This window comes from Shewanella sp. 8A (genome assembly GCF_023475945.1).
GTDB classification, from domain to species: Bacteria; Pseudomonadota; Gammaproteobacteria; order Enterobacterales; family Shewanellaceae; genus Shewanella; species Shewanella xiamenensis.
In genome coordinates this window covers 1-26,039 of the sequence record NZ_JAMDJP010000047.1, presented here as the reverse complement: position 1 = coordinate 26,039, position 26,039 = coordinate 1, and the positions used below count along the sequence as shown (strand labels likewise).

Sequence of the window (26,039 nt, the reverse complement as noted above, 5' to 3'; positions counted from 1 at the left end):
TGATAACCGTCGAGCACATGATTGAGCGGATCGTCGGCCATGGTGGCGGTCAGCCTGGTTGCCATTGCAACAAGGGTTTTTAAGCCGTCCCACCCTGACCCACTCGCGATGGCACTGTTGCAAATAGTCGGTGGTGATAAACTTATCATCCCCTTTTGCTGATGGAGCTGCACATGAACCCATTCAAAGGCCGGCATTTTCAGCGTGACATCATTCTGTGGGCCGTACGCTGGTACTGCAAATACGGCATCAGTTACCGTGAGCTGCAGGAGATGCTGGCTGAACGCGGAGTGAATGTCGATCACTCCACGATTTACCGCTGGGTTCAGCGTTATGCGCCTGAAATGGAAAAACGGCTGCGCTGGTACTGGCGTAACCCTTCCGATCTTTGCCCGTGGCACATGGATGAAACCTACGTGAAGGTCAATGGCCGCTGGGCGTATCTGTACCGGGCCGTCGACAGCCGGGGCCGCACTGTCGATTTTTATCTCTCCTCCCGTCGTAACAGCAAAGCTGCATACCGGTTTCTGGGTAAAATCCTCAACAACGTGAAGAAGTGGCAGATCCCGCGATTCATCAACACGGATAAAGCGCCCGCCTATGGTCGCGCGCTTGCTCTGCTCAAACGCGAAGGCCGGTGCCCGTCTGACGTTGAACACCGACAGATTAAGTACCGGAACAACGTGATTGAATGCGATCATGGCAAACTGAAACGGATAATCGGCGCCACGCTGGGATTTAAATCCATGAAGACGGCTTACGCCACCATCAAAGGTATTGAGGTGATGCGTGCACTACGCAAAGGCCAGGCCTCAGCATTTTATTATGGTGATCCCCTGGGCGAAATGCGCCTGGTAAGCAGAGTTTTTGAAACGTAAGGCCTTTGAATAAGACAAAAGGCTGCCTCATCGCTAACTTTGCAACAGTGCCGAATTTAGCGCGGTCGCTAAACATTTCGGCACCACCCAGGTGCTGCACGATATCAATCTGAAAATTGATGCCGGTGAATACCGGCTGGCTGCCGACGATCCGGATGAGGAGAACACCCTCGCCACGGCAGTTTTCACCCTCGATGCCAACCACGTCAGGTGGCAAATTTTCGACATTAACCGCGACGATGCTAAATTTCAGGGAGAAGTGCGTGGGTGAGATAGCCGGTCGTCAGTCATAAAGGGCAGGGTAGTACCGTTGGCCCGGCGTTCGATAGTACCGTCCGGATACTGCCAGATATCGGCGTCCAGGGAGATGTCCTGAAGCGCGGTGTCCGGAATTTCAGGTTTGTGTCTCTACAAAGACTAACTATCAGAAAAACTCATCGAGCATCAAATGAAACTGCAATTTATTCATATCAGGATTATCAATACCATATTTTTGAAAAAGCCGTTTCTGTAATGAAGGAGAAAACTCACCGAGGCAGTTCCATAGGATGGCAAGATCCTGGTATCGGTCTGCGATTCCGACTCGTCCAACATCAATACAACCTATTAATTTCCCCTCGTCAAAAATAAGGTTATCAAGTGAGAAATCACCATGAGTGACGACTGAATCCGGTGAGAATGGCAAAAGCTTATGCATTTCTTTCCAGACTTGTTCAACAGGCCAGCCATTACGCTCGTCATCAAAATCACTAGCATCAACCAAACCGTTATTCATTCGTGATTGCGCCTGAGCGAGACGAAATACGCGATCGCTGTTAAAAGGACAATTACAAACAGGAATCGAATGCAACCGGCGCAGGAACACTGCCAGCGCATCAACAATATTTTCACCTGAATCAGGATATTCTTCTAATACCTGGAATGCTGTTTTCCCGGGGATCGCAGTGGTGAGTAACCATGCATCATCAGGAGTACGGATAAAATGCTTGATGGTCGGAAGAGGCATAAATGCCGTCAGCCAGTTTAGTCTGACCATCTCATCTGTAACATCATTGGCAACGCTACCTTTGCCATGTTTCAGAAACAACTCTGGCGCATTGGGCTTCCCATACAATCGATAGATTGTCGCACCTGATTGCCCGACATTATCGCGAGCCCATCTATACCCATATAAATCAGCATCCAGGTTGGAATTTAATCGCGGCCTCGAGCAAGACGTTTCCCGTTGAATATGGCTCATAACACCTGAGTTAAGCCGGAGCGCTTTGCGGCCGCGGCGTTGTGACAATTTACCGAACAACTCCGCGGCCGCGAAGCGATCTCGGCTTGAACGAATTGTTAGGCCGCATATCGCGACCTGAAAGCGGCACGCAAGACCTCAACCTTTTCCGCCCCGAGTGAGGTGCATGCGAGCCTGTAGGACTCTATGTGCTTTGTAGGCCAGTCGACTGGTGGTACTTCATCGGCATAGTAAAAGTAATCCCAGATGATCGCCTCCCAGCTGTTACAACGGACTGGCCGCCCGGCGATGACACCCTCAGCCGCCTCTGGGCACGAGCCCTGCGGAGCCTCCGCGATTTCATACGCTTCGTCTGCCCACCAAGCAGGTTCGCAGTCAAGTAACTCATCCCCGATCTCCGCTAAGAATCCATAGTCCAACTCCTCCGTGACGCGCCCGCCGAGCATTTCAACTATTGCCTCGAGCTCGCCGCGCCTCTCGCCGGGAAACGTCAGATCAATATCATCGTGCTTGCGTGTTACACGCCCTAGCCGTGCATCGATCGCCCAGCCCCCACCGATCCAGAGCGGCAGATTTCGCTCATCTGCCGCAGCTAGAAATTGGAGTATCAATGCGACCTGCGTTGTGTCCATGCGGCCTAACACCCCTTGTATTACTGTTTATGTAAGCAGACAGTTTTATTGTTCATGATGATATATTTTTATCGGCACTGTTGCAAATAGTCGGTGGTGATAAACTTATCATCCCCTTTTGCTGATGGAGCTGCACATGAACCCATTCAAAGGCCGGCATTTTCAGCGTGACATCATTCTGTGGGCCGTACGCTGGTACTGCAAATACGGCATCAGTTACCGTGAGCTGCAGGAGATGCTGGCTGAACGCGGAGTGAATGTCGATCACTCCACGATTTACCGCTGGGTTCAGCGTTATGCGCCTGAAATGGAAAAACGGCTGCGCTGGTACTGGCGTAACCCTTCCGATCTTTGCCCGTGGCACATGGATGAAACCTACGTGAAGGTCAATGGCCGCTGGGCGTATCTGTACCGGGCCGTCGACAGCCGGGGCCGCACTGTCGATTTTTATCTCTCCTCCCGTCGTAACAGCAAAGCTGAGGTCCGGCCGGTAAAAGTGTTGGAATTAGCCACTTCGAGTATAACTAACTGAATAATAAAGATTTAATCAACCAGCAACTCAAATGACATTGGTTTAACCTGCTTGGTCAAATCCAGCTCAAAGCTTCCCAATCTGCCCAAGTGCTCGGTATGGTACGGCGAGAATGCGGCCATGAGGTCGCGGGTGATATTGTGGCCCTCCGACTTCAACTGGTTAAACACTTCCGTCATCGCGTTCACGTTGTATAGGATTGTGAAGTTCGCCAGCAAATGATTGTATTTCACGATTTTGCTTTGCTCATGCTTTAGGTTAGCGGGAATTTTTCCGGCATTCGCAAAAAACAACCAACGTGCAAACTCGTTGAACTCCTCACTCTTACAGGTCGCTGCCTGGATCGTTTTGCGTAGATCAACATCGGTGATGTATTCCAAAAGGAACATAGTTCTGACCACTCGCCCGAGTTCGCGGAACGCAAAATACAGCTTGTTTTTCCGGTTCTTGGTGCCGAACCGGCGCAGGATTGTCGAGGCGGTAATTTTTCCTGCTTTAACGGACATAGCTGTTCGCATCATATCCGCATAGTGCTTTTCAATAAGGTCCCACTTGATAGGCTCTTTGAACAAGGACTGAATATGCTTAAGCACCATAGCGCGGTCAGGCTTGTAGAAGCTGAGATCTTTGATATTTCGGATACGCGGCATGAGCTTGATGCCCAGTAGGTACGCCAGGCCAAATACCGGTGTTGATTGCGCCTGCGTATCCCCGTGAACGGTGTCTGGATTAAAATCTGATTCGTCGTTGAGCAGACCGTCCAGGATATAAATCGCCTCGTAGACACCACAGGGGATAAACCGGCTGAACAACGCAATGTAGGTATCTGAGACGTGGTAATAGGCAATGCCGCCATAGCTGCCGTAACGAATATGGTATTCCGATAGTAAATTATCTTCGTAGAGATCCCAGAGCTTGCCATCAGCGGACACACTGTTGCCCGAACCCCAACACTCAATGAGCCGGTATTTCTTGTACTCGCTGTTGATCTTAGCAATCGCTTTATCGAGACGGGCTTCCGTAGTGCGCTTTAAGTTAAGCCATGCAACTTGCTTGCGCGACACACCCTGCACGGATCGCACGGTTTCGGTAGGGCCAATATTGGTGCCGTAACAAAACACCGTCAGAACAAAACGTAACACCGGGTCGCTGATACGTGACTCGAAACCCGACAACGGGCCAAAATGTTTGTTCAAGTTCAACCATTTTTCGACATTAATGATTACATCGAGCAGGTTGATCTTGTCCAAGCGATCGCGCAAGAGCGCTCCAATTTCTTCGACCTCTGGCGAAGGTTGATCCGGTTTTGGTTTACCGATAATCAGGTTCCCGTTTTCTATACGGACCAGTTCATCCTCTGGAAATTGGCTATCAGCTTTCTGGCAGCTCGCCTCCATGGACTCCTTCAGTGTTCTTGCAAATTCAGTATCACCGGCGATAAGTCCTACCTCCTCGCAATAGGTAGGCAGCTGCGCCTCGTATTCTTCCCAGGTGATCATTTGCTCCCGGTAATCATCGAAGGTTTCACTGTAGGGAATGAACAAGTCACCGGTACTCAGTTCTTCGGCGATCCGTTCAAACACACACAGCTCAAAACAGGTTTTATTGACCTCGGTGACTTGCGCTGATTTAGTCGATTTTCCTGTGACCAGTTTCCACCAGCTTTCGCGAATCCAGCGAATGTTGATGACATTTTTGGAGGATGGATCGTTTGGATCACTTTGAATGGACAGGAACTCGGCGCGCCGTTGTTTGTATTTCAAAATAAATTGAAATGCATTCAGCAGATCCTTGTCTTCCGTGGACGAAGCCAGATTGAGTATTTCAATCGTGCGAAACAACGTTGATCGCTGCTTTTTGTAGAGTTGAACCATGAACGGCAAGTAGTTGTTACCCGCGAACGCCATGTAGTGTTCACACATTTGCAGCAACTGATCGCTGTTCTTTCCTAGGACAGGATCAAAAGCTGACACCGATTCGGGTTTATCCAAATAAACCTTGACCGTTCCAGTCAGCACAGAAATCAAATGATCAGTTTGCTTTTGATGGTCTGCAAGGTATTTCTCCAACAGTTTCTGCGCCGAGCGATCCATTTTTAACAGCAGTTTGATAAAAATATCGGCGGCATTATCCAGAGTTCGTGCGTATTGGTGTCGGATTAAAACGATGACCAGAGCGAGTCGCTTGTTCAGCTTTAGCTTCATCAATTCGGCGTAATCCAGGGCCTTGGCCTCGTCGATAAACTGCTGGTGTTTCACCGGTGGCAACCCCAAATCCGCAGGCAGTAGTGTTTGCAGGGAGGTCAGCCATTCCAGGTAGTGGATGTACGCATGGATATTGCGAGGAGTTGGGCGTTTCGGTTCATTTTTCAGCGTGCTCCAGCCAAAACCATTCGGCCCGGTGCTGGAACGGAGAATATCCGTGATGCACTGGCGACTTTCAGCCGTCAAAAATTCACACAGTTGACCGTAATACCGGGTGTTGACTTCCGCTCTGGCTGTTTGGCAGATTCGCTCAAGCACGCTGAACGCTGGCAACTCGTATCGCTCCTTGACCAAGTATTCCAACGTGACATTGATGATATCCGGCAGGGCTTCTTTAGTTGTTGCCGCCTCTTGCGCCCAACTCTTTGTTAATCCGGAGGTCTTGGCTGCATCGTAGGGTTTTATATCGAGATAACGTCGAATCAGTTTTACATGACGATCCTTTGCCCCTGACACGTAATAGGTTTGAAGATCCTTGAATGATGCTCTTGAACGACACTGGCTTTTGATGTGTGCGATGATGACGTTTGGAATTTCACCCAATGTGACAAATCTGCCTAATCGTTGGGTCGTCTTTAACTGGATTAGTAATCCCAGAAAGGAAGTGCTCGCCCGTTTGCAATGTTTCACAGCAAACTGCTGCTCTTCCGGTGTCGGTGTGTAGACATCCCCTAACTCGACATGCGTGATATCTGACTTGATCCGCGGATAGGCTGTCTGGTAAATGGCCGCCATCGATCCGCTACTTTGTTAATGGCAGTTTCAGTTGGGACAGTTTTCGCAGGTGGGCTAGTTGCAGGTTTCTGGTCGCCATTTGGTTTTCTCTTAATTTAGTCACACGTCACTCAGCGCCGGATCAATAACGTCCGTGTCCTTGATTGGTTGCGCCGAAGCGAATGGTATGCCCCCTAAGAGAAGGCATACCAATAGCGTTTTTAGGATGTTGTCTTCGTGTGAGTGGCTTGGAGCCGATGAGCAACCTCATCCCAATTAATATTATTGAAAAAAGCATCAATATATTTACCGGCAGCCGCGCCAAAGTCCATGTGATAAGAATGTTCATACATATCCATGACCAACAACGGAACTGTGCCTACCGGGAAATGTGCGTGATCACCCATCCAATAATTTTCCAGCTTATTGAAATGCGTGTTATACCCCAGAACAACCCACCCGGAACCACCGCCCAAGCCTTGAGCGATTTTGCGGAATTCGGTTTCCCAGCGATCAAAAGTACCAAATTGTTTGGCGAAAGCTGAGCGTAATTCACCATCGGCTTTGCCATTACCGCCCAGGTTATCAAAATATAATTCGTGCAAAATGACCGAGCCTGTGCGAATCAAATGCTCCCGCTTGAGATCATTGTAGAGAAACGCTGGCGTGTCGGGGTTTGCGAGTGCCTGACTCAACTGATCATTCACCGCATTCAATGTTTTTACCGAACCGCTGTAATTGTTAGTCCAATGCGACTCGATCAAATTGGCAGAAAGGCCTTTTAATTTTGCGGCATTGAAGGATAAAGGTTTTGGTTTTATTTCGGTGATCATCCAATTTGCTCCTTTAGGTGCTGCCTGAGACGACGATTCAGCTGCGCTAACATTTGATGCCGATGCAATAAGCAACCCTGCGGCAGCGGTCGCACTGGTAGCCAGGAAATCACGTTTGTTTTGGTTAAAATCATTCATTGGTTTTCCTCCGTTAAGTGTAAGCAATGAGTTCGAGCAGATCGAAAGATGACTTAATTAATCCCCATTAACGACACCGCAAGCCCAACAAGCGCCGACATGCCAATCACCTTCATCACATTCATTTTGTAACGAAATAATGCGATACCCGCTGCAACAGCAATTACCGCTGATATCCATTCAAACCGCCCATCAAAGCCTTCTGGCCACAAAATGTGGTAACAGAAAAACAGGGCGAGATTCAAGATCACACCTACCACCGCCGCCGTGATGGCCGTGAGTGGCGCAGTGAATTTCAAATCATTGTGCGTCGTTTCAATAAAGGGGGCACCCGCAAAAATAAAAATAAACGAGGGCAAGAAGGTAAACCAGGTGACAATGGTGGCGGCTACTGCGCCCGCGAGAAATACCATGTCGGTGCCAAATACGGCTTGTACATATCCCCCAATAAAACCGACAAAGGCCACCACCATAATCAGCGGCCCTGGTGTGGTTTCACCGAGCGCGAGGCCATCGATCATTTGCGTGGGCGTGAGCCAACCATAGTGGCCGACCGCACCCTGATAAACATAGGGCAATACCGCATAGGCACCACCGAAAGTGAGTAGTGCCGCTTTGGTAAAGAACCAGGCCATTTGTGTCAGTGTGTGATCCCAACCGAAATAACTCCAAAGTGCAAACAGCGGAACAGCCCAGAGTAATGCACCGGAGATCAAGATCATGCTGAAACGCGACCAGCGGAACATGGCGTGCGCGGGCGTGGGTGTGTGATCATCGAATAACGCGGTGCCGAAGGATTTATCAGCCTTGCCATGGCCACCGCCGCTGTTGAAGTAGTCAGGTAGAAACCGCCCACCCAAATAACCAATCAGTGCCGCTGCAATCACGATGTAAGGGAATGGGATATTGAGTGCAAAAATGGCCACAAACGCGGCGGCAGCAATCGCCCACATCACATTATTTTTCAACGCGCGTGAACCAATGCGATGGGCGGCATGCACGACGATGGCAGTCACCGCCGGTTTGATACCGTAGAACAAACCGGCTACCCAACTTACGTCGCCGTAAGCGATATATACCCACGAGAGTCCAATCAAAATGAAGAGTGATGGCAACAAAAACAGCACACCCGCCACTATACCGCCCCAGGTACGATGCATTAACCAGCCAATGTAAGTGGCAAGTTGTTGCGCCTCCGGACCAGGCAACACCATGCAGTAATTGAGCGCATGCAAAAACCGTTTTTCGCTGATCCAGCGCCGGCGCTCCACCAGCTCCTGGTGCATGATGGCTATTTGGCCTGCCGGGCCACCAAAGCTGACAAACCCGAGCTTTAACCAGAAACGGAAGGCTTCCCAAAAACTGACCGGCGCAGGCGCTTCAACCGGCTGGTGAGCTATTAATTCGGTGGTGTTACTCATGGTGTGTTTCCTTATTTGTAAAAGCAGCCAGTAAGGCATCGAAGACACCATTAGCCGTGGCGATGAGTTGATCGTCGTCATGAATACTGTTGCGCAATCCCCACAGGATTTGCTCCAGCCCACTGGCTTCACTGGGCTGGATACCCCCTACGTCCAGAAAATGCACCAAGGCCCCCAAGCGCGTTAAGCCGGGGTGATCGAGCCTAAAACTGTCAAGCAGAACCTCAAAAGTGACCTTGCCATTCAGGTGAGTGAAACTGGCTCCGTCAAAATCAAAGCCCAGCGCATCGGCGGGACAATCCTTCGGTGCTTGCAACCACACAAAGCGAGCCTCCGGATCGATAAAACGGCGGATTAGCCAGGCACAGGCAAGGCGATCCACCCAGGGACGTTGACGGGTTGCCCATAACCGCCCGCGATAGAGGCTGATATCCAACCGTGGGATTTCACCGGTGTGCTCATGGGGTTCGTTGGGCGATAACTGGCGATTGAGCTGAAGTTCAAGCTGTTGCAGCGCCTGCTGGGTTTGTGCCTGCGCTTCACCGGGGAAAAAATCCGTTGCGGCGATAGCGGTGAAGTTTTTGCGCAGTTTACGCAGCTGTCTGGTTGCTTCTTGCAGGGAACTACTGGCCAATTCTTTTATTGGGGGCAGCTCGTGTAAAAGATGGGCGTAATCATCCTGACGATCAAACAGGCCGCTGAATTGGCCAGCATCTTCGGTATCGACCAGGAGCACATAGGCTGAGCCTTCACTTGCCTCTACTTCTTGCAGCAAGCCATCGAACAATTGCTGATGTTCTGGTCGATGGGGAAGCAGATAAACGCCGTCACGCAATACTGCTGCACCGGAGGACTTGAGGGTTCGCCATACCCGCATACGCACTGTCGCGTTTTGGGTGGGCAGGGATAAGATCAGTAATACCCATTTCATATATTGTAGATTTAGTTACACAAAGGTAGGAAAGTCTACAATATTTTATCGATGGTGTACAGCGGCCAGAATGATCCATGATCGTGGCGGTAACATTACCAGCTTTGGTATTTGGGTTTGGCCCGATACATTGATTCTGCCCCGAATGTTGACCGAATCATTCAGCATCCATCAGGGTTGCCATCTTCTCCATTAAGATAATTGACGCATTATTGCTGAGCTGCTGGCCTTCCTCGATATACTCCCAGACGGTGGCATCGCTCTTCCAGCCGCCTTGTTTCTTGATCAACTCAAAATCCACTCGCTCACGCGCTGCCGATGTGGATAACCCTCTACGGAAACTGTGGCTACTGAGTTCAGGCACAAAATCAAACTCACAGGCTTGCCCCAGCGTTTTGAGCAAAGCATTGACCGCACCTGGAGCCAGCGCTTTTTCCTGAATGTGATCCCAGCGGTTGGTGGGACGAAACACCGGACCGCTGGTGATGCCCGCTGCATCTAACCAAGTTTTCACGGCGGTAGCCGGACAACAAGCGGCCTTTCCGTAAGGTAAAGCTCGCATTAAACCCATGCCTTGCTGGTCGGTCTTGGAGCGCGGCAACCGGATGAGCAGCCCCTCCGGCTCCCAAACCAGATCATTGACCTGAAGAGCAACCAGCTCACTGCGACGCAAGGCGCCGAAGAACCCGGTGAGTACCAAGGCAATATCCCGGTATTTCTTTTTGTTGTCCGGTAAGTGCCGCAAGTAATTTACTAGTTGGGCGATGTGCTCCAAGCGCAACGCCTTGGCCTTGCGCTTGGGCTGTCCATGGGTGCGGCGAATGCCCTCCATGGTTTTACATACCAGCGGATCACGAACCGGGTCAGTCAACCCTTGGTAGTGGTGCCATTGGCTAACGGCCGTGAGGTGAAGGGCGAGAGTCCGGCTATTCAGCACATCGGCCTTGGCCACCAGGTAACGCACCAGGGTATCCCGATCCGTGGGCAACCGCCCGCCCCATTTTTCGAACTGCCGAATCGCTGAACGGTAGGCTGTTCGCGTGTTATTGGAGGTCGCCGCTTGCAGATAGTGGCGCAGTGAGTCGGATTCTGCCAGCGACGGCAAAACTGATTGCTCACTACGTAATGGCGAATCCGATGTGAGTTTGGGTGTGTAGTTATCCATGGTTATCCCTTTTCTGTGGGTCGCTGGAAGGCACCAATGTACTGGTGTTACAAACATCAATTTTTCATTTCTCACTCATAACCCACGATAACATTCATTATCGAAGGTTACTATTTAATTTTTATTGGCTGCATAAAAGTCAATATATTATGTTATATTACGTGCTATGTAATACGTTACTAAATAATCACCGAGGGAAACTGTCATGGCTCGCGCCGGAATCACTTACTACGATGTCTCGAAAGCCGCAGAGGCTATCAAAATCCAGAACCAGGAGCCTACCGTAGATCGTGTCCGCGAGCATTTGGGAACCGGCAGCAAAAGCACCATTGCACCACTACTCAAGCGCTGGCGGTCAGATAATGGGGAGGTGGTCGATGTGAGCGGGTTGCCGAATGATCTCGTCGAGGTAGTAAAAGCCTTACATGAACGGGTTCAGCAGATGGCCGACCAGCGCATCGCGCAATCCCGCGACGAATTCAAGGCATCGAATGATCAACTCCGGAAAGAATTGACTGAGGCCCGTAACAGCATCGCGCAGCTTACCGACCGCCAACAGGATCTGAACGCCCAGCTATCGCAAATTACCGAAGCAAAAGCCCTGCAAAGCAAGTCCCTGGAAGATGTACGCATTAAGCTAGCAACGGCAGAGGCTCAACGCGACGAAGCCCTTTCACGAACTGCTGAATTAAAGGAAAGCGTTGCAGAACTCAAGCAGGAAAATAAGGATATTCGTGATCACTTTGAACACTACCAGCAACGCACCGCCGAAGATCGGCAGCAGGAACGCGAGCAATTCCACGTGGTTAACCAGGGCCTGAAAGACCTGATTCAAGACCTGCAACACCGGCTCATCCAAGCCGAGTCAAGCGCGTCCGAACTGATAGACACTAATGCGCACTTACAACGACAAACGCATGAGCTCGAACAGGCCAATGCGATGAACAAAAGCACCTTGGATAGACAAGTGGTCGATATCGAGAACTTGGAGCATCGACTTAACGACGCCTCGGCAAAAAGCCGGGAGCAGCAACATAAAAGTGAACAACTGGCGGATAATATTGCCGCACTTACCAGCCAGAAAGCAGATGCCGATAAGCAAGTGGCCGTACTATCCCAAGCATTGGAGGCCACTAAAACGGATCTGATAGTCTCTCAGAATAGAGTGGAAGCTCTGTCCGATGAGAACAGGTTGATTCTTCAGGAAAAAGCGGTGATTCAGGGACAGTTTAAGCAGCTTCAGGATTCGCTATCTCGGTAAGGATTTTATCCAGCCTTTGTCAGAAAAGCTAAATGAATCAATGTCTTATTTGCAAAGTGGCTAATTCCAACGCTTTTACCGGCCGGACCTCCTCTAGAAACATATCCAACTCACTCATGCTGCTAAAGTCCGTTGCATCAAGCAGATAAGGAGAGTCCTTCATAGCGTGGACAATCACCGCGTTTTGGAAAATCCTGACCCACCGCTCTTGGAAAAACTGCATGATGGTAGGCGGCAGATAATGGTTCATGGCGACTCGTTTCGAGTTGCCTAGTGACTCTGCCATTTTCTCTATGCTTAACGACTTGAGGTAGACGAGAACACCTGCGGTAGCCCTTATCCGGGCCAGCGACAATACGGAGACCATGTCTCCTAACTCGGCGCTATGAGCTTGTATAAAGGCTTTCTGCCGGAGGATCTTGGCGAAGCTGGTCTGGTTTGTGAAAGTGTAAGGTTCCTGAAAGCCCTGACCACCCGCGACGATGAACAATCGTCGCCAGGCATCATCCCTTTTCTCCTTGAGATAGCGCCTAACCGGGGCCGTGATCTGGATAAGCAGCTCGACCACCGAAGCTGCGTCGTCGCTCAGTACAACCTCCTGTTGCTTCCCTTTCCGGTTTTTCTTCACAACAAGCACAGATCCAGAGTCGGTCTTAACAAAGCCGGTTCGCTTACCGTTTCGGTCGAATAACTCGCATTTCAATAGAGATGCCTCGGTCAGAACGGGATGCTGCGCTACTAGCCAGAGAGCGATGGGAGCAATCGCATACTTCGTCGGCATAGCCAGATTCGCCGCTAACTCCGATGTTGAAAAAGAACTCCCTGTTGCGCTTACCAAGTGGCCGCGCATAGCGTGGTCGATGATTGCAAATCCGTTGTGGGTTTCTTTTACAGTTCTGATAAGGCTGTTCATCCCCATCACAGGCTGGCCATAAGCCCGAGCAGATATTCGAGAACCTAGCGTTATCAGATCCCCTTGATCGCAGGCCTGATCAATAACGTTCAAACGATGAGCTATGTGATCAATCTCCCGTCGAGCCCACCGAACGACTTTATTGAAGTCGTCTTCGATCTGTCTGAATAGAAGCTCCGTTGCCTCCTTATCTGTGACAGACAGTGGGATCTGGGTCAAAAGCTTTTGTGATACAAGGGATTCACCATCAGCGTATCGATGGTGGCCTACTTCATGGAGGAATCGAGTGAGCTTTTTGCTCCCTTCGGGCCACACATCGCCAAGCGGGGAACACATAAGCCCTCCGCTAACCAGAACAGACTTTGCCCAACAGATGATTCTGATCCATTGGCGCTGAAGGTTTGCCAACACCCGTTCCGTCGGTTGGGTTTGGCTCCGCTCGGAGTACCCTTCGAAATGCCAGCGCTGAAAGCTCCAGAAAAGCTGATATACAAAGACTGGATCTTGGAGCACGTGAGCGTTTAAGGAAGGTCTGTCTATCGGATCATCGTCATACCAGCGCAGAAAATCATCAAATCGAGAGACCACATTAGCGTAGTTACTATAATGACTATGAGCCAAGGCGTGCTTCTTACTCTCCTGGTGTAATTCCATCGTAAAATCAGGCCCAAAAACATCGAAGATGGCTCCCATCTTTAATCGAAATGAGTTCGCGCTTCTGTCTGCGACTTGCCACCCCATGAGCTTGGCTGCTCGTACAGGGTCAATCCCAATAGCTTCAAACTGAGCGATGCATTCTCGGACCTGGCTATCTGTAAGGTCTGAATATACAAAAATATTGATAGGAGACGATTTAGACAGCTCAGCGAGGAGTTTAAAGAAATACCGGACAAGTCTCTGTCTGCCTGAGTATTTTACTTCAGCAGCCAGAAAACAGTTTGAGTAAAGCGCGCCATAGAAAAGGCGCTGAATGCTCAGAAAAGCATTTGTTCGAAGGTCTAGAGTGCTTGTGATAGGTGGATGGTTGATTAGCCACAGGAAACATTCGAAGTAGAACACAGCCCTATTAGCGCTCCGCCGCTGGGACGGCGGTAAATTAGCAAGGTGAGATTGAATTAGAAGCAAAACATTACCGGACAGAACCAGAAACTGGAAATTCTTATCTGTGTGGCCTTTCGTAATGATACCTTGGGGAAAACTTTTTGGGGAAACCCGACTCATAAAGAGATCTCACTCACCTTGCTCTACAAGATAAGCCTACTATAAAAAACTGTATATACATACAGTTTTTTATAGCGCGAGATACTGCTAAATGACCACACTGCTCAACTACGGCCGCAGATAACTACCGTATAGCCGTCTCTGAGGAGCAGCGTTAAAGGGGGAGAGGGCATACGCTCACTGTTGCTTTAACAGAGCCAACTGAAATTTCCGGAACCGGACGTTAGATGATTTTCCTGCGCATATACCGGAGTCGGCACAATGCGGACATACGGAGCGGCCTGATCGATGTCTTTAGCTGCGATTTAGCTGCCGCTATAAAGGAAGATTGAAAGAACACCTCTCATCTTATGATGCTGAGGTGCTTAGTACCCGCCAAGTTGCCTTAGTTATAAGAAGCGAAAATTTCTCTACCTATTTTGGCAATAGCTTTATTTCTCTCGTCAAACGAAGCTTCAGTCTGGGTGAGATATATCGCAACAATTAATGGCTGCTGTTCATTTGACCAAATCGCAGCGGTGATTCCCCTAGACCCAAAACCACCAGCACCCGACCTATCAGCAATTGACCACCCCTCTGGTAGCACTGAACGCAACAAGCTATCGGACACCTTGTTGCCAGCCATCCATTCAATTAATTGTTCTTTAGAGCCACTTGAGAGTTTCTCGCCATAAAGCAGTTTCCCGAGGCTTTTTACAATCGCGTTAGGTGTTGTTGTATCACGCTCATCCCCGCTTCGCGCTTCATTTAAATGAGGCTCTATACGATCCAGTCGCGTTACTTCATCACCGAGTTCTTTCATGAACAAGGTCAATTCAGATGGGCCACTAATACCGTCCAGTACTATATTAGCCGCTGTGTTGTCACTCATAACCATTGCAGCCGTGCAAGCCTGCTTGAGGGAAAAGCTCTCTCCAACAAGCTTTTCTGTTATCGGCGACCAAGTAATAAGGTCTTGTTCCTCAATCTTCACAGATCGATCAATCGACAGCTTCGCCGTTTCAACATCGTGGAGCAATTTCGCACATGCAAGAGTTTTAAAGGTGCTCATCAACGGAAAACGTGAATCGCCGTTGTAATGCCAAAGGTAACCATCAGAAACGCTGTAGATTGAGACTCCTACTTTAGCACCCAGGTTTTGCTCTACCTCTTTGATGCTGTTGACTATCAGGTCTGGAGAAGAGTTGGCAGGAATGCTGAGGGTTAAGCTGCTTAACAGCGATACAAAAACAACAAATTTGGAGTACATACGATAGTTTTTTCCTAGATATAAAGAAAGGTGTTTCCTGCTCGCGATGATACATCAAAACGAATATCGATTAAAGAATTAGCGTCTGTTATGGGTCGCGACCTGCGGTTTAAAGCAGCTTCGAGTGAAAGAGAATTGCGTCTGCTTTACCAGTTTGTTTAAAAACTCTCACGGTTCGGAGTGGGCCAGCGCTTATCGAGGCCACCGAAGTTGTTCCGTCTCGCCTGAGTCGGACAAGGCCATTTATATTATTTAGTTAACTAGCCTAACTCAACTTTGCTCGGATGAGCGCTAAGGCAACCAATTAGGGGATCCCAGCGGGGATCAGTGAAAAAACTCGACCGAGTGATAGTTGTCAACGCCGTAAAAGTAGGTATGAACGAGATTTATCTTACTATCTTATTATTTTTTCGTTATTTATTAATAGATTTCAGAACATTGACAAAAAAGAGCAATATGGGAAAAGCGCTGGGCTTGGAAAACCCGAAATTCCTGCACTCGCATTGCATGTGATGAGTTTCATAGCATTAAACCACTGTATAAATAATCAGTAATAATAGCAGTAAAAAAATAAAAATCTAAAATTTCGATCCTGCTGTCGATTCCTGGCATAATTCGGTGGGTAATCGCCACCGCTCTTTGCTGTGTCATCAACAAAAATAAGGTGGAGCTGGCAGTGTGCCAGCTTAGAGATAGCTATTTAGTGCGCGCATTAATCTTTCAAATTTGAGTAATGGAACTTGCTCTAAGTCATTGTTTGCTAGAGCCAATATATCTAAAGGAAAAAATCCGCTATTACTCAAATGTATCCACTGTTTAGTTATGTCTTGAGTAACTAATAATCTTGGTGTTTCCCCTGAAAAATTTCCCAATATTGCATTTCGCAATCGCTCTGAACGTTTTTGCTCAGTGTTTAAAATAATGAATGGTACTGCCATACGAAACTCCACACGAATTATAGTGTTGAGCAATATATACATGCGTATAGAGGAGAGCAAAAAACGAGGATATTTATAGCATTCTTGTTTCTATAATTGTTTCCGTGTTGCTTAAAACAGAACTTAAGCGTCACGGAATCCAATGGTTTCAAGAATTAACTTCACAACTTTGCAGACGCCTGATAGTGCTATTAGGACAGATTGCGGTCCATCCATGCTGATTGACGCAATAACGCTATAGCATCAGAAGGGCTAACTTTCCATGCGTTGGATAGCTGGCGAACAGCGAAAACTGCGAGTTCCAATCGGTCATCATCATTGATGAAATTCTGGAGCTGGTTGCCTCGCTCGCTTAGGGTGATTGCAACACCGGCTTTGCCGTTGTTGTAAACCGCAAAGCTCTTATTCTTCGAGTCACCGTGATAGGAACCCTCAGCCTTGCTACGCAAGCCAAAGAGAACACCGCAAAACGCCGTCAGCTCGCCACGAGTGAGCTGCACAGTGATCTTGCTTTTCCAGTCTGGGCTGACCCCCGATTCCCTGATCGGCGCAATCTCGATGCTGAGAGTAGGATACTCACCTCTGGTTAGCGTGTGTTGTACATTAATGCCGGTGCGTTTCGCGGGCTCTTTCTGCCAGTCTGAGAAAAATTTCAGGCTTTCACCGTAGGATTGTTCTGTCATTCCAAATTACCTTTGCTTTGAAGCTCCTGGAGTTGAACCACGAGATTACGTTGGATTTTTGCTATCTCTGTCACCAGATCGGCGGTGGCAATAGCGTCGGTCGCTGCTGCATGGGCTCGACCTTTCCAAACCACGCCTGCTTGGTAGGTTGCATCCGCAAGCGAGATAGTGCCGTGCCGGTTGGTTGAGCCAAAGGCATCAGACGCCAGCGTCATCGCACACAGCAAATTTTTATCTTCCCACCAAGGCATATCATCTCCAAATGCACCGGCAGTCTGCCTCAACAGCCTGCTATCGAAACTGGAGTTAAATATCACTACATGTCGGCCAGAGAGAAGCTGGGCAAGATCTAGCGCAATTTGAGGCCACATTGGCTCATTCGTCAGATCCGCCTCGCTGATTCCATGAACATCCATTGCATGAGGGGAAATTTTCACGGTTGGCCGCAACCTGGTGTTTAGTAGAACATCGCCCCAGATGTCTGTGACAGCCAACTCTATCACCTGGTCTCTCTCACCAAGCCCGGTCGTCTCAGTATCGAGTACCAGAGGCTCCAGAGCGACCCACCTTTGTGCCATGACAGAGGCCTTTGCCAGGTTACTACGCATTCTTGCCTTGACCGAAAGGATGGATTGCGCCCTTATTTGCTTTTGTGATGCCGGTGAACAGCCCCTTCTACGCATTGGTTGGCAATCTGCAATCCGGTACACTCCAAATTGGCCGCCATACCCGTTTTTGTAGAACGAAACTGGCTCTACTCCCGGCTTGGGTTTCATCCGAAATTCGTCCCTGAGCCGTCCTTTTGAAAAGCACCTATCGGCTTTCATGGCTTCGACTCTGGCAAGTTCGAGTTCTTCATCATCCATACTGTTAATCCGCTATATCGAGACGTTGACTCGCTCTCTTCAAGCGCTCATCGCCGCGTCGGTCATATTTCTGAGTAGTGGCGATACTTGAGTGGCCCATAGCATCCTTCACGGTCACAATGTCCTCACCGTTATCCAGCATCGAGGAGGCGAAGGTACGCCGAAGATCGTGAGGCGCGAACTTTTCCAGACCTGTTTCGACTCTTCTGGTTTCCAGAATGTGGTAGATGGCTTGATCAGACATCCTCTCTCCTGTCACATCATCAAATCGCCTTATCCTCGGGAAAAGAGGACCTTCATGCTCTCCCCGAACATCTTCAACCCACTTCTCAAGTCTTTTCCATGCACCGCCAGGTACATAAGCCATTCTCTCTTTGTTGCCCTTGCCAAGCACCTTGAGTGCTCGGTCTTTATAAATCATGTCCACAATGTCCAAGGCGACAATTTCAGAACGACGTAAACCGCATCCGAGAAGAACCCCAAAAATGGCCGCGTCACGCACCCCCTTGGAGCTTGGATCGCTTTCACATGTGAAAAATAGGCTGCGAATTTCATGGCGCTCAAGGGCTCTACCCTTGGGTAGCCTGGACCCTTTCACAGAGCGCACTTGCTTAATGTGCTGGAAACTGTCCGTGTCTATTTGTTTCATCGTCCACGCTTCAAGTGCTACACCTTTCAGCGCTGCGAGATAGGTGTTGATGGTTGCCGGAGCTTTACCTGAATCGCTTAGCATTTCCAGCACGGCCAAAATGTGGTGCCTCCTCATTGAACTCCATGCACAATCACGAAGGTTCTGAAACCCGATCATCTTGGCGACTATATTGAGGAATGAGCCCATAGTCTGCCTACTTCGCTTTGAGCCAAGACTCAACAGGTAGGCGATTGCAGGGTTGTCATGGATGTTCTGGAGAGAACTGGATGATGGCAGAAACTCACTGCGGACGCTTTGTTCTAACGGAACAAGGGACTCTGCGTGTGGAATTAGAACTTCTTTGTCGTTGTTCGTATCGTGCAAAGTTACCTCCTAATTTCGGCCTCAGACTGACTGATGAAGATGACTTTTTTCATAGGTATCTCCTACATACGACGAGCACAAGGATGAGAAGCCAAAAGCTCACGGGCCTGGCGCTCACCTTCATCAGTACCGACCGGAGCAGTGGTATAGACGCCACCATGCCTCAGGTCCACTATATTGCTTCGGCAGCACTGACCGACGTTCTGCACCTTGCTGTCTGCATCCACCCCACCAAATGTGTGGCAAGGCACAGGAAACGTCTTTTTGCACACAGAACATCGGTTGCTGTTCTTGTTGATGACTCTCGCCAATACCTTTTCAAATTTTCTTTGGTTTAACATCTGGCTCTACTTGTTACTCGGTCGATTCTTTGGTTTAAATATAAGGAGTTGTGCAACCATAACCCATTGTAAATAATGGGTTTTATGTTTGCTTGTGCAGATTTTATCTTACACAAAGGTTGATTCGGGCAATCTTTATTTGATATTGGCAAACTTTATTCTACTTAGACAGATAATCACCACCAATCTTACTTTAAAAACACTACTTTTTCAAAGATACATTTTAATAAGTAGAACAACAACAGGGTAATTTAAATTTATTTACCGTAATTATCATAATTACGGTAATACGATAATTTTACAGATTTAGATGGAATGGTATAAGATGTCTCGCTGGAACATACTTGCTGAAAAAACGCTTAACAACGATAGTGAACACATCATGTGCAGGTGCGAGAAATAATATGTATAAGAGCCTTGACGATCTGATGGCCGGTATTTACGAGATGGCCGCGCCAGGCGGCGTAATCTATAACGAAGTTTCCAAGTTCCTTGCGGCCAACCAAGTCAAGCCGGAAGACATAAGCTCTGGGATCTGGTTTTTCCTGTGGCTGAAATCAGCCCCCAAGGATGCGAAGCCAATCCAAAAAGAAATCCCTGGATTTGGAGTCGTTCTCAACATGCCGACTTATGGCGGAACGCTCAACGAAGCAATCACAGGGTTGATCGAGAACGAGTGCCGTCAAATACAACTCGCTGAGGGACACCCTAGCCTTGAGGCTTGGGTTGAATCCGTATTAGCTGGTCGAGATGACGGAGAGGAAAATGAAGCTGCGGCCAATATCGTGGACCTGCTTAATGGGTGTCACGACCTACTGGATACCGCAATAATCAATTACCTTTTTAAGGTGGGAAAAATCAACGAGCAAGAGATTTTGTCGCTTATCTATTATGGAGAGCTGTGTGATCATTCTCTTGTCGGTACGCCTTTTTTAAGGTTACATATCCCGAGTGAAAATAACGTCCACGAACGTAACATAATCCCTATTAAAAAAGGAGCCAACTAGGCTCCTTTTCATTATTTAGCAACGCTGTCGATTATCTTTTTAACCTTAGCTTTTTCAGCGTGATAGTCATAAAGACCGGGCCCTTTTTTAGTCGGCCACATCTCGATTGATGATTCGAGCAGAGAAGCACTATTCAAGTTCATGACAACAGAAACTTGCATATTGTTGCCAGGAAGGCTGAATTTTATATCTCCTTCTTTGTTTGTGGTGAAATGTATCTTTTGGCTTAACAGTCTGTTCTTTATTGTTCTAATGCCGTGAGCCGTTGGTACTTCATACGTTGTTGTAAGATTTTCAGGCATAACCTTGTTTAAGGCAGTACCTTCGTCAGCTTGGATTTCATTCAAGTATTTAATGGTTGTACTATCCCCTGTATCTTCTTGATAAATGGGATTCAATGTTTTGATGTAGCATTCATCAAACAGATCTTTCCTTTCACATGTCACACTGTAATTAATCTTGTAACTTGCCCAACCTAAGATACTCTGACCCGTGTCAAGATAAAAGCCAAGTTCAAACTGAAGAGTGTCCTGATCCGTGAAATTAAATTTTGAACCCTGCATAATTTTATTTGTTCCGGCAGGGTTAAGCTCGAAATATTGATTGTGCCTCAGAAGAGTCAATTTCCTATTCTCTATACTAACACCATCGTCATTAGAAATGCGTAGCGTCGCCATTAAACCTTTTGTCTGGATTTGTGCGGTATGAATTTCCCTCTTCCCTGTAAGAGCCTTACAACCTGAGAGTGCTGTCATTGCGGCAAGAGGGATAAGTATTAGATATTTTTTCATTACGAACTCCTAATAAGAAAAGCGGCTCATGTGAGCCACCATTATTCTTACCAGAAGTGCATTAGGTGAAAGGCACCTCTAACTGCCCAAATTGGAAAATTAGGGCTTGCTCATGTAGACCGCCTCATTCCAGGTATGAAGAACCTTAGAGAGGTGCTGATGCTTTCTGGTGAAGTCTTTATCATTCAAAAGTGCTTTAAATGGCGCGTTCAGGTCACTGCATGTGACGTTCTTGCCAATCACAGACAGGGTATCCTGGAGTGATCCACCAGCAGCATCAAGCCCCATTCTATCGACGGTCTCACTACTCACCATTGCCTGGACAACATTGGTGAATGCCTTTGAGTTGAGCTGATCAACGCTCAGGGCTGTATTGCATTTCTGCTCAACCGCTTGCTTGTACTGGATGGTGTACTTTGCAGTGATAGGTGACATGGTGTTCATCGCAAGTATGTGTAGTAGCTCGCAAACATAATCCTGCTAGCTTGATTACATCCGATTCGTTTGGCTCACATTAAATGAGAATAACCCGAAGACTCGGCTCACATTCCCTGCCAATGAGATCTGCCTAGATTCAATCGGGCTTGATTTATCAGGTACGGGGATTACATTGCTTGCCAATAAAACTTTTAGGGGGCCCGCAATAGTTCATCTCATTTACGTTTAATCGTTTAGGAATACCGTCTCGAATGAGTTACCTTGCTTAATAGCAAGAAGTTTTTCATCCATATTGTCAAGATTGAGTTGAGCAACTGCCAATTTTGACAACTGATAGTTGCGTATTATTTCTGCTGGATCGTTTCGAAATTTGCTTCTTGTATAAAACTGTCGTACAGCATCGATTTCTTGCTGACTCACGTTAAGTTTTTCAATAAAGGGGGCTCGCTTATCAACCTGTAGCGCAAAACCTTCCTTAAACCAGATGGGTAACTTGTGCCTGTCTGCCAGATAGCCAACGCGTACGCCCATTTCAGCATGCATTAACTCATGCGCAAACACATCAACGTTTTGCCCATGAGGACCAATAAATATGTATTGCGTCCAAGGTGTGCTGCGACTCATCGCCGTTGAGTTGAAACCGATATCCACTAAACTCTGATCGTTTGAAACTAAGATAACGGCATTTGAAATTAACGCGCCAAAGTGCATTAACACTCTCTGCTCTGCTTCTTGCTTGATCTTCAGAAAGTCTTTGTTCTGCTCACTATAAGTACTTCCATGCAAATAGAAACCGGGCGCAATTTCGTTGTAGTCCCCATATTTCAGGAACGAAAGCATTATCACCTGGTGTTCGTACCAAGCGGCCAAACTACCAGTCAGAAAAGTAACCAGTACCCCGAGCTTTAATATATTTTTCATTGTCTACCTTTTGGCTAACTAGGCTTTCCTACGCATGTTACTGTAGCCTGCTAAAATCGCGCTAAAATTGCGAACTCGCCTAATTCCAGACACAAACTACTGTGTCCAATCTTCGATTTGCAGATCTGGTACTCGTTCAAACTCCCTGACGTTGTTAGTGACCAACACACAACCGGCGGCGATGGCATTTCCAGCTATCGCCGCATCGTTTGGCCCTATCGGTGTGCCCTGAGCTGCCAGATGTTGTTTTATAATGGTTGTTGCATCAACAGAAGCTCGATCCCAGGGCAGGACGCCATCAATCCGTTCCATAAATTGGTCAACGATTACGGTATGCCGTGGTGATGCTTTTTTACCAATAGCACCAAATCTAAGTTCCGAGTAAGTGATCGCAGAAATGACCAAACGGTCCTTGTTCTCGACATGGCCTTGCAACACTTTTAGCAGAGTTTCTTGTTGTTCCCGCATGATGAAAGAACAGATATTGGTATCGAGCATGTAGGTTTTCTTCATAGAACGACTCGCCCTTCTTCGATCACCTCGGTACGCTCAAGCAAAAAATCTGTATCGGCTTTTTCAACTTGTGCAAAGCTGGTCCATGTTTTACGGGCAGGTCTTAAAATCACGGCATCCCCCTCGCGGGTGACTTCCACTTCGGACACTCCTTCAAATTCAAAGCCTCTTGGTAATCTAACGGCTTGGTTACTGCCGTTTTTAAATAAAGATGCTGTTTTCATGGAACACCTCAAATGTGCATATGTTATGTATATGCTATTTTAGGATGCAGGCAGTATATGTCAAGCATATACTTTTACTGTCCAATCAAATGAACGTATTAATGAACCAACCCAAGCTCCATGTAACTGTCATTTTCAGAAGACGACTGCACCAGTTGATTGGGCGTAATGGCTGTTGTGCAGCCAGCTCCTGACAGTTCAATATCAGAAGTGATCTGCACCAATCTCGACTATGCTCAATACTCGTGTGCACCAAAGCGAGGTGAGCATGGCGACGGACACCCCACGGATTCCAGAACAAGGCGTGGCCACTCTGCCTGATGAGGCTTGGGAGCGTGCGCGCCGTCGTGCGGAGATCATCAGTCCGTTGGCGCAGTCGGAGACGGTCGGGCACGAAGCGGCCGATATGGCGGCTCAGGCGCTGGGCTTGTCTCGGCGCCAGGTATACGTTCTGATCCGGCGTGCCCGGCAAGGCAGCGGCCTCGTGACGGATCTGGTGCCCGGCCAGTCCGGTGGAGGTAAAGGTAAGGGGCGCTTGCCGGAACCGGTCGAGCGCGTCATCCACGAGCTACTGCAAAAGCGGTTCCTGACCAAGCAGAAGCGCAGCCTAGCGGCCTTTCACCGCGAAGTCACTCAGGTGTGCAAGGCTCAAAAACTGCGAGTGCCGGCGCGCAATACCGTGGCCTTACGGATCGCTAGCCTTGACCCGCGCAAGGTCATCCGCCGGCGGGAAGGCCAGGATGCCGCTCGTGACCTACAAGGTGTGGGCGGCGAGCCTCCTGCCGTGACCGCGCCGCTGGAGCAGGTGCAGATAGACCATACGGTCATCGACCTGATCGTGGTCGATGACCGCGACCGGCAACCTATTGGCCGCCCGTACCTGACCCTCGCCATCGACGTGTTCACCCGCTGCGTGCTCGGCATGGTCGTCACGCTGGAAGCGCCGTCTGCCGTTTCGGTTGGCCTGTGCCTCGTGCATGTCGCCTGCGACAAGCGCCCTTGGCTGGAAGGACTGAACGTGGAAATGGATTGGCAGATGAGCGGCAAGCCCTTGCTGCTCTACCTAGACAACGCGGCCGAGTTCAAGAGCGAGGCCCTGCGCCGGGGTTGCGAGCAGCATGGCATCCGGCTGGACTATCGCCCGCTGGGACAGCCGCACTATGGCGGCATCGTGGAACGGATCATCGGCACGGCGATGCAGATGATTCACGACGAACTGCCGGGAACGACCTTCTCCAACCCTGACCAGCGCGGCGACTACGATTCCGAAAACAAGGCCGCCCTGACGCTGCGCGAGCTAGAGCGCTGGCTCACATTGGCGGTCGGCACCTACCACGGTTCGGTGCACAACGGCCTGCTCCAACCGCCGGCCGCGCGCTGGGCCGAGGCCGTGGCGCGTGTCGGCGTACCGGCCGTCGTCACACGCGCTACTTCGTTCCTGGTCGATTTTCTGCCGATCCTCCGGCGCACGCTGACCCGCACCGGCTTTGTCATCGACCACATCCACTACTACGCCGATGCGCTCAAGCCGTGGATTGCGCGGCGTGAACGCTGGCCGTCCTTTCTGATCCGGCGCGATCCGCGCGACATCAGCCGTATCTGGGTCCTGGAACCGGAGGGACAGCATTACCTGGAAATTCCCTACCGTACCTTGTCGCATCCGGCTGTCACCCTCTGGGAACAACGGCAGGCGCTGGCGAAACTGCGGCAGCAAGGGCGCGAACAGGTGGATGAGTCGGCGCTGTTCCGCATGATCGGCCAGATGCGTGAGATTGTGACCAGCGCGCAGAAGGCCACACGCAAGGCGCGGCGTGACGCGGATCGCCGCCAGCACCTCAAGACATCAGCTCGGCCGGACAAGCCCGTTCCGCCGGATACGGATATTGCCGACCCGCAGGCAGACAACTTGCCACCCGCCAAACCGTTCGACCAGATTGAGGAGTGGTAGCCGTGGACGAATATCCCATCATCGACCTGTCCCACCTGCTGCCGGCGGCCCAGGGCTTGGCCCGTCTTCCGGCGGACGAGCGCATCCAGCGCCTTCGCGCCGACCGCTGGATCGGCTATCCGCGCGCAGTCGAGGCGCTGAACCGGCTGGAAGCCCTTTATGCGTGGCCAAACAAGCAACGCATGCCCAACCTGCTGCTGGTTGGCCCGACCAACAATGGCAAGTCGATGATCGTCGAGAAGTTCCGCCGCACCCACCCGGCCAGCTCCGACGCCGACCAGGAGCACATCCCGGTGTTGGTCGTGCAGATGCCGTCCGAGCCGTCCGTGATCCGCTTCTACGTCGCGCTGCTCGCCGCGATGGGCGCGCCGCTGCGCCCACGCCCACGGTTGCCGGAAATGGAGCAACTGGCTCTGGCACTGCTGCGCAAGGTCGGCGTGCGCATGCTGGTGATCGACGAGCTGCACAACGTGCTGGCCGGCAACAGCGTCAACCGCCGGGAATTCCTCAACCTGCTGCGCTTCCTCGGCAACGAACTGCGCATCCCGTTGGTTGGGGTAGGCACGCGCGACGCCTACCTAGCCATCCGCTCCGATGACCAGTTGGAAAATCGCTTCGAGCCGATGATGCTGCCGGTATGGGAGGCCAACGACGATTGCTGCTCACTGCTGGCCAGCTTCGCCGCTTCGCTCCCGCTGCGCCGGCCTTCCCCAATTGCCACGCTGGACATGGCTCGCTACCTGCTCACACGCAGCGAGGGCACCATAGGGGAACTGGCGCACTTGCTGATGGCGGCGGCCATCGTCGCCGTGGAGAGCGGCGAGGAAGCGATCAACCATCGCACACTCAGCATATCGACAACCTCTCGCGCAACCAAGACATCGCGGTCGGACTGCAAGTGATCTTGAAGCCACGGGCCCGTCCCACCCCGACATGGACCTCGATGCCCGAACGGACGTTAG

24 protein-coding genes and 1 pseudogene are annotated in these 26,039 nt (G+C 49.7%); 7 read left to right on the top strand and 18 right to left on the bottom strand.

Annotation, left to right across the window (positions count from 1 at the left end):
• Positions 1-173 precede the first annotated feature (173 nt).
• Both M0413_RS21350 and M0413_RS21345 read left to right on the top strand, forming a co-directional pair.
• Positions 174-878: an IS6-like element IS26 family transposase gene (locus M0413_RS21350; RefSeq protein WP_001067856.1), complete on the top strand. Its 705-nt coding sequence runs from the start codon at positions 174-176 to the stop codon at positions 876-878.
• A 91-nt stretch (positions 879-969) separates the two neighbouring features.
• Positions 970-1,149, top strand: a complete 180-nt coding sequence (locus M0413_RS21345) for a hypothetical protein (RefSeq protein WP_000902128.1) — start codon at positions 970-972, stop codon at positions 1,147-1,149.
• 153 nt (positions 1,150-1,302) lie between these two features.
• Here M0413_RS21345 and aph(3')-Ia read toward each other — a convergent pair whose 3' ends face one another.
• Together aph(3')-Ia and aadB are read right to left on the bottom strand one after the other, a co-directional pair.
• Positions 1,303-2,118 (bottom strand): aminoglycoside O-phosphotransferase APH(3')-Ia, encoded by an 816-nt coding sequence (aph(3')-Ia, locus tag M0413_RS21340; protein ID WP_000018326.1) that lies wholly within the window; start codon positions 2,116-2,118, stop codon positions 1,303-1,305.
• A gap of 98 nt (positions 2,119-2,216) precedes the next feature.
• Entirely contained in the window at positions 2,217-2,750 is a 534-nt protein-coding gene (gene aadB / locus M0413_RS21335) for an aminoglycoside nucleotidyltransferase ANT(2'')-Ia (protein WP_032490446.1), read from the bottom strand.
• A gap of 136 nt (positions 2,751-2,886) precedes the next feature.
• Between aadB and M0413_RS21330 the strand changes: the two are divergent.
• Positions 2,887-3,237 (top strand): annotated as a pseudogene (locus M0413_RS21330) (IS6-like element IS26 family transposase); the annotation flags it as partial.
• A 56-nt stretch (positions 3,238-3,293) separates the two neighbouring features.
• Here the strand turns inward: M0413_RS21330 and M0413_RS21325 are convergent.
• From M0413_RS21325 to M0413_RS21305, 5 genes are all read right to left on the bottom strand, one after another.
• Positions 3,294-6,281: a Tn3 family transposase gene (locus tag M0413_RS21325; RefSeq protein ID WP_011711676.1), complete on the bottom strand. Its 2,988-nt coding sequence runs from the start codon at positions 6,279-6,281 to the stop codon at positions 3,294-3,296.
• A gap of 200 nt (positions 6,282-6,481) precedes the next feature.
• Positions 6,482-7,231, bottom strand: a complete 750-nt coding sequence (locus M0413_RS21320) for a superoxide dismutase (RefSeq protein ID WP_007645336.1) — start codon at positions 7,229-7,231, stop codon at positions 6,482-6,484.
• A gap of 53 nt (positions 7,232-7,284) precedes the next feature.
• Entirely contained in the window at positions 7,285-8,652 is a 1,368-nt protein-coding gene (gene chrA, locus M0413_RS21315; RefSeq protein ID WP_007645338.1) for a chromate efflux transporter, read from the bottom strand.
• Positions 8,645-9,583 (bottom strand): chromate resistance protein ChrB domain-containing protein, encoded by a 939-nt coding sequence (locus M0413_RS21310; RefSeq protein ID WP_011711678.1) that lies wholly within the window; start codon positions 9,581-9,583, stop codon positions 8,645-8,647. Before M0413_RS21310 ends, chrA begins: the two co-directional genes overlap by 8 nt.
• A gap of 157 nt (positions 9,584-9,740) precedes the next feature.
• The gene (locus tag M0413_RS21305; protein ID WP_011711679.1) at positions 9,741-10,748 is read right to left on the bottom strand and encodes a site-specific integrase; all 1,008 of its coding nucleotides are present in this window, start codon (positions 10,746-10,748) and stop codon (positions 9,741-9,743) included.
• Positions 10,749-10,953: 205 nt separating this feature from the next.
• Between M0413_RS21305 and M0413_RS21300 the strand changes: the two genes are divergently transcribed.
• Positions 10,954-12,009, top strand: coding sequence for a DNA-binding protein (locus M0413_RS21300; protein WP_011711680.1), 1,056 nt, complete (start codon positions 10,954-10,956; stop codon positions 12,007-12,009).
• A 37-nt stretch (positions 12,010-12,046) separates the two neighbouring features.
• On the opposite strand, the gene M0413_RS21295 is transcribed toward M0413_RS21300, so the two are convergent.
• The 6 genes from M0413_RS21295 to M0413_RS21270 form a co-directional block, all read right to left on the bottom strand.
• The gene (locus tag M0413_RS21295; RefSeq protein ID WP_249555570.1) at positions 12,047-14,143 is read right to left on the bottom strand and encodes a hypothetical protein; all 2,097 of its coding nucleotides are present in this window, start codon (positions 14,141-14,143) and stop codon (positions 12,047-12,049) included.
• A gap of 385 nt (positions 14,144-14,528) precedes the next feature.
• Positions 14,529-15,392: a class A beta-lactamase gene (gene bla / locus M0413_RS21290; protein ID WP_025441399.1), complete on the bottom strand. Its 864-nt coding sequence runs from the start codon at positions 15,390-15,392 to the stop codon at positions 14,529-14,531.
• 686 nt (positions 15,393-16,078) lie between these two features.
• Positions 16,079-16,330 carry a hypothetical protein gene (locus M0413_RS21285; protein WP_140907144.1) on the bottom strand — a complete coding sequence of 84 codons (252 nt, stop codon included), beginning with the start codon at positions 16,328-16,330 and terminating at the stop codon, positions 16,079-16,081.
• Positions 16,331-16,521: 191 nt separating this feature from the next.
• Positions 16,522-17,013: a hypothetical protein gene (locus M0413_RS21280; RefSeq protein ID WP_140907145.1), complete on the bottom strand. Its 492-nt coding sequence runs from the start codon at positions 17,011-17,013 to the stop codon at positions 16,522-16,524.
• A complete protein-coding gene (locus M0413_RS21275; protein ID WP_140907146.1) occupies positions 17,010-17,879 on the bottom strand; it encodes a 3'-5' exonuclease in 870 nt (289 codons plus the stop codon). Before M0413_RS21275 ends, M0413_RS21280 begins: the two co-directional genes overlap by 4 nt.
• A gap of 4 nt (positions 17,880-17,883) precedes the next feature.
• A complete protein-coding gene (locus M0413_RS21270) occupies positions 17,884-18,894 on the bottom strand; it encodes a tyrosine-type recombinase/integrase (protein ID WP_140907147.1) in 1,011 nt (336 codons plus the stop codon).
• 745 nt (positions 18,895-19,639) lie between these two features.
• Between M0413_RS21270 and M0413_RS21265 the strand changes: the two genes are divergently transcribed.
• Positions 19,640-20,242: a hypothetical protein gene (locus M0413_RS21265; RefSeq protein WP_249555568.1), complete on the top strand. Its 603-nt coding sequence runs from the start codon at positions 19,640-19,642 to the stop codon at positions 20,240-20,242.
• 11 nt (positions 20,243-20,253) lie between these two features.
• Here M0413_RS21265 and M0413_RS21260 read toward each other — a convergent pair whose 3' ends face one another.
• From M0413_RS21260 to vapB, 5 genes are all read right to left on the bottom strand, one after another.
• Positions 20,254-21,033, bottom strand: coding sequence for a hypothetical protein (locus M0413_RS21260; protein ID WP_249555566.1), 780 nt, complete (start codon positions 21,031-21,033; stop codon positions 20,254-20,256).
• Between the two features lie 99 nt (positions 21,034-21,132).
• Entirely contained in the window at positions 21,133-21,468 is a 336-nt protein-coding gene (locus tag M0413_RS21255; RefSeq protein WP_349628503.1) for a hypothetical protein, read from the bottom strand.
• Between the two features lie 228 nt (positions 21,469-21,696).
• Positions 21,697-22,392: a hypothetical protein gene (locus tag M0413_RS21250; protein WP_249555564.1), complete on the bottom strand. Its 696-nt coding sequence runs from the start codon at positions 22,390-22,392 to the stop codon at positions 21,697-21,699.
• A gap of 96 nt (positions 22,393-22,488) precedes the next feature.
• The gene (locus M0413_RS21245) at positions 22,489-22,905 is read right to left on the bottom strand and encodes a PIN domain-containing protein (RefSeq protein ID WP_249555562.1); all 417 of its coding nucleotides are present in this window, start codon (positions 22,903-22,905) and stop codon (positions 22,489-22,491) included.
• Positions 22,902-23,129: a type II toxin-antitoxin system VapB family antitoxin gene (vapB, locus tag M0413_RS21240; RefSeq protein ID WP_249555561.1), complete on the bottom strand. Its 228-nt coding sequence runs from the start codon at positions 23,127-23,129 to the stop codon at positions 22,902-22,904. The genes M0413_RS21245 and vapB overlap by 4 nt, the downstream gene beginning before the upstream one ends.
• A 268-nt stretch (positions 23,130-23,397) precedes the next feature.
• Between vapB and M0413_RS21230 the strand changes: the two genes are divergently transcribed.
• Positions 23,398-25,077: a TnsB C-terminal domain-containing protein gene (locus tag M0413_RS21230; RefSeq protein WP_000179844.1), complete on the top strand. Its 1,680-nt coding sequence runs from the start codon at positions 23,398-23,400 to the stop codon at positions 25,075-25,077.
• A 2-nt stretch (positions 25,078-25,079) separates the two neighbouring features.
• Positions 25,080-25,979 carry a TniB family NTP-binding protein gene (locus M0413_RS21225; RefSeq protein ID WP_011899345.1) on the top strand — a complete coding sequence of 300 codons (900 nt, stop codon included), beginning with the start codon at positions 25,080-25,082 and terminating at the stop codon, positions 25,977-25,979.
• The last annotated feature ends 60 nt before the right edge of the window (positions 25,980-26,039 follow it).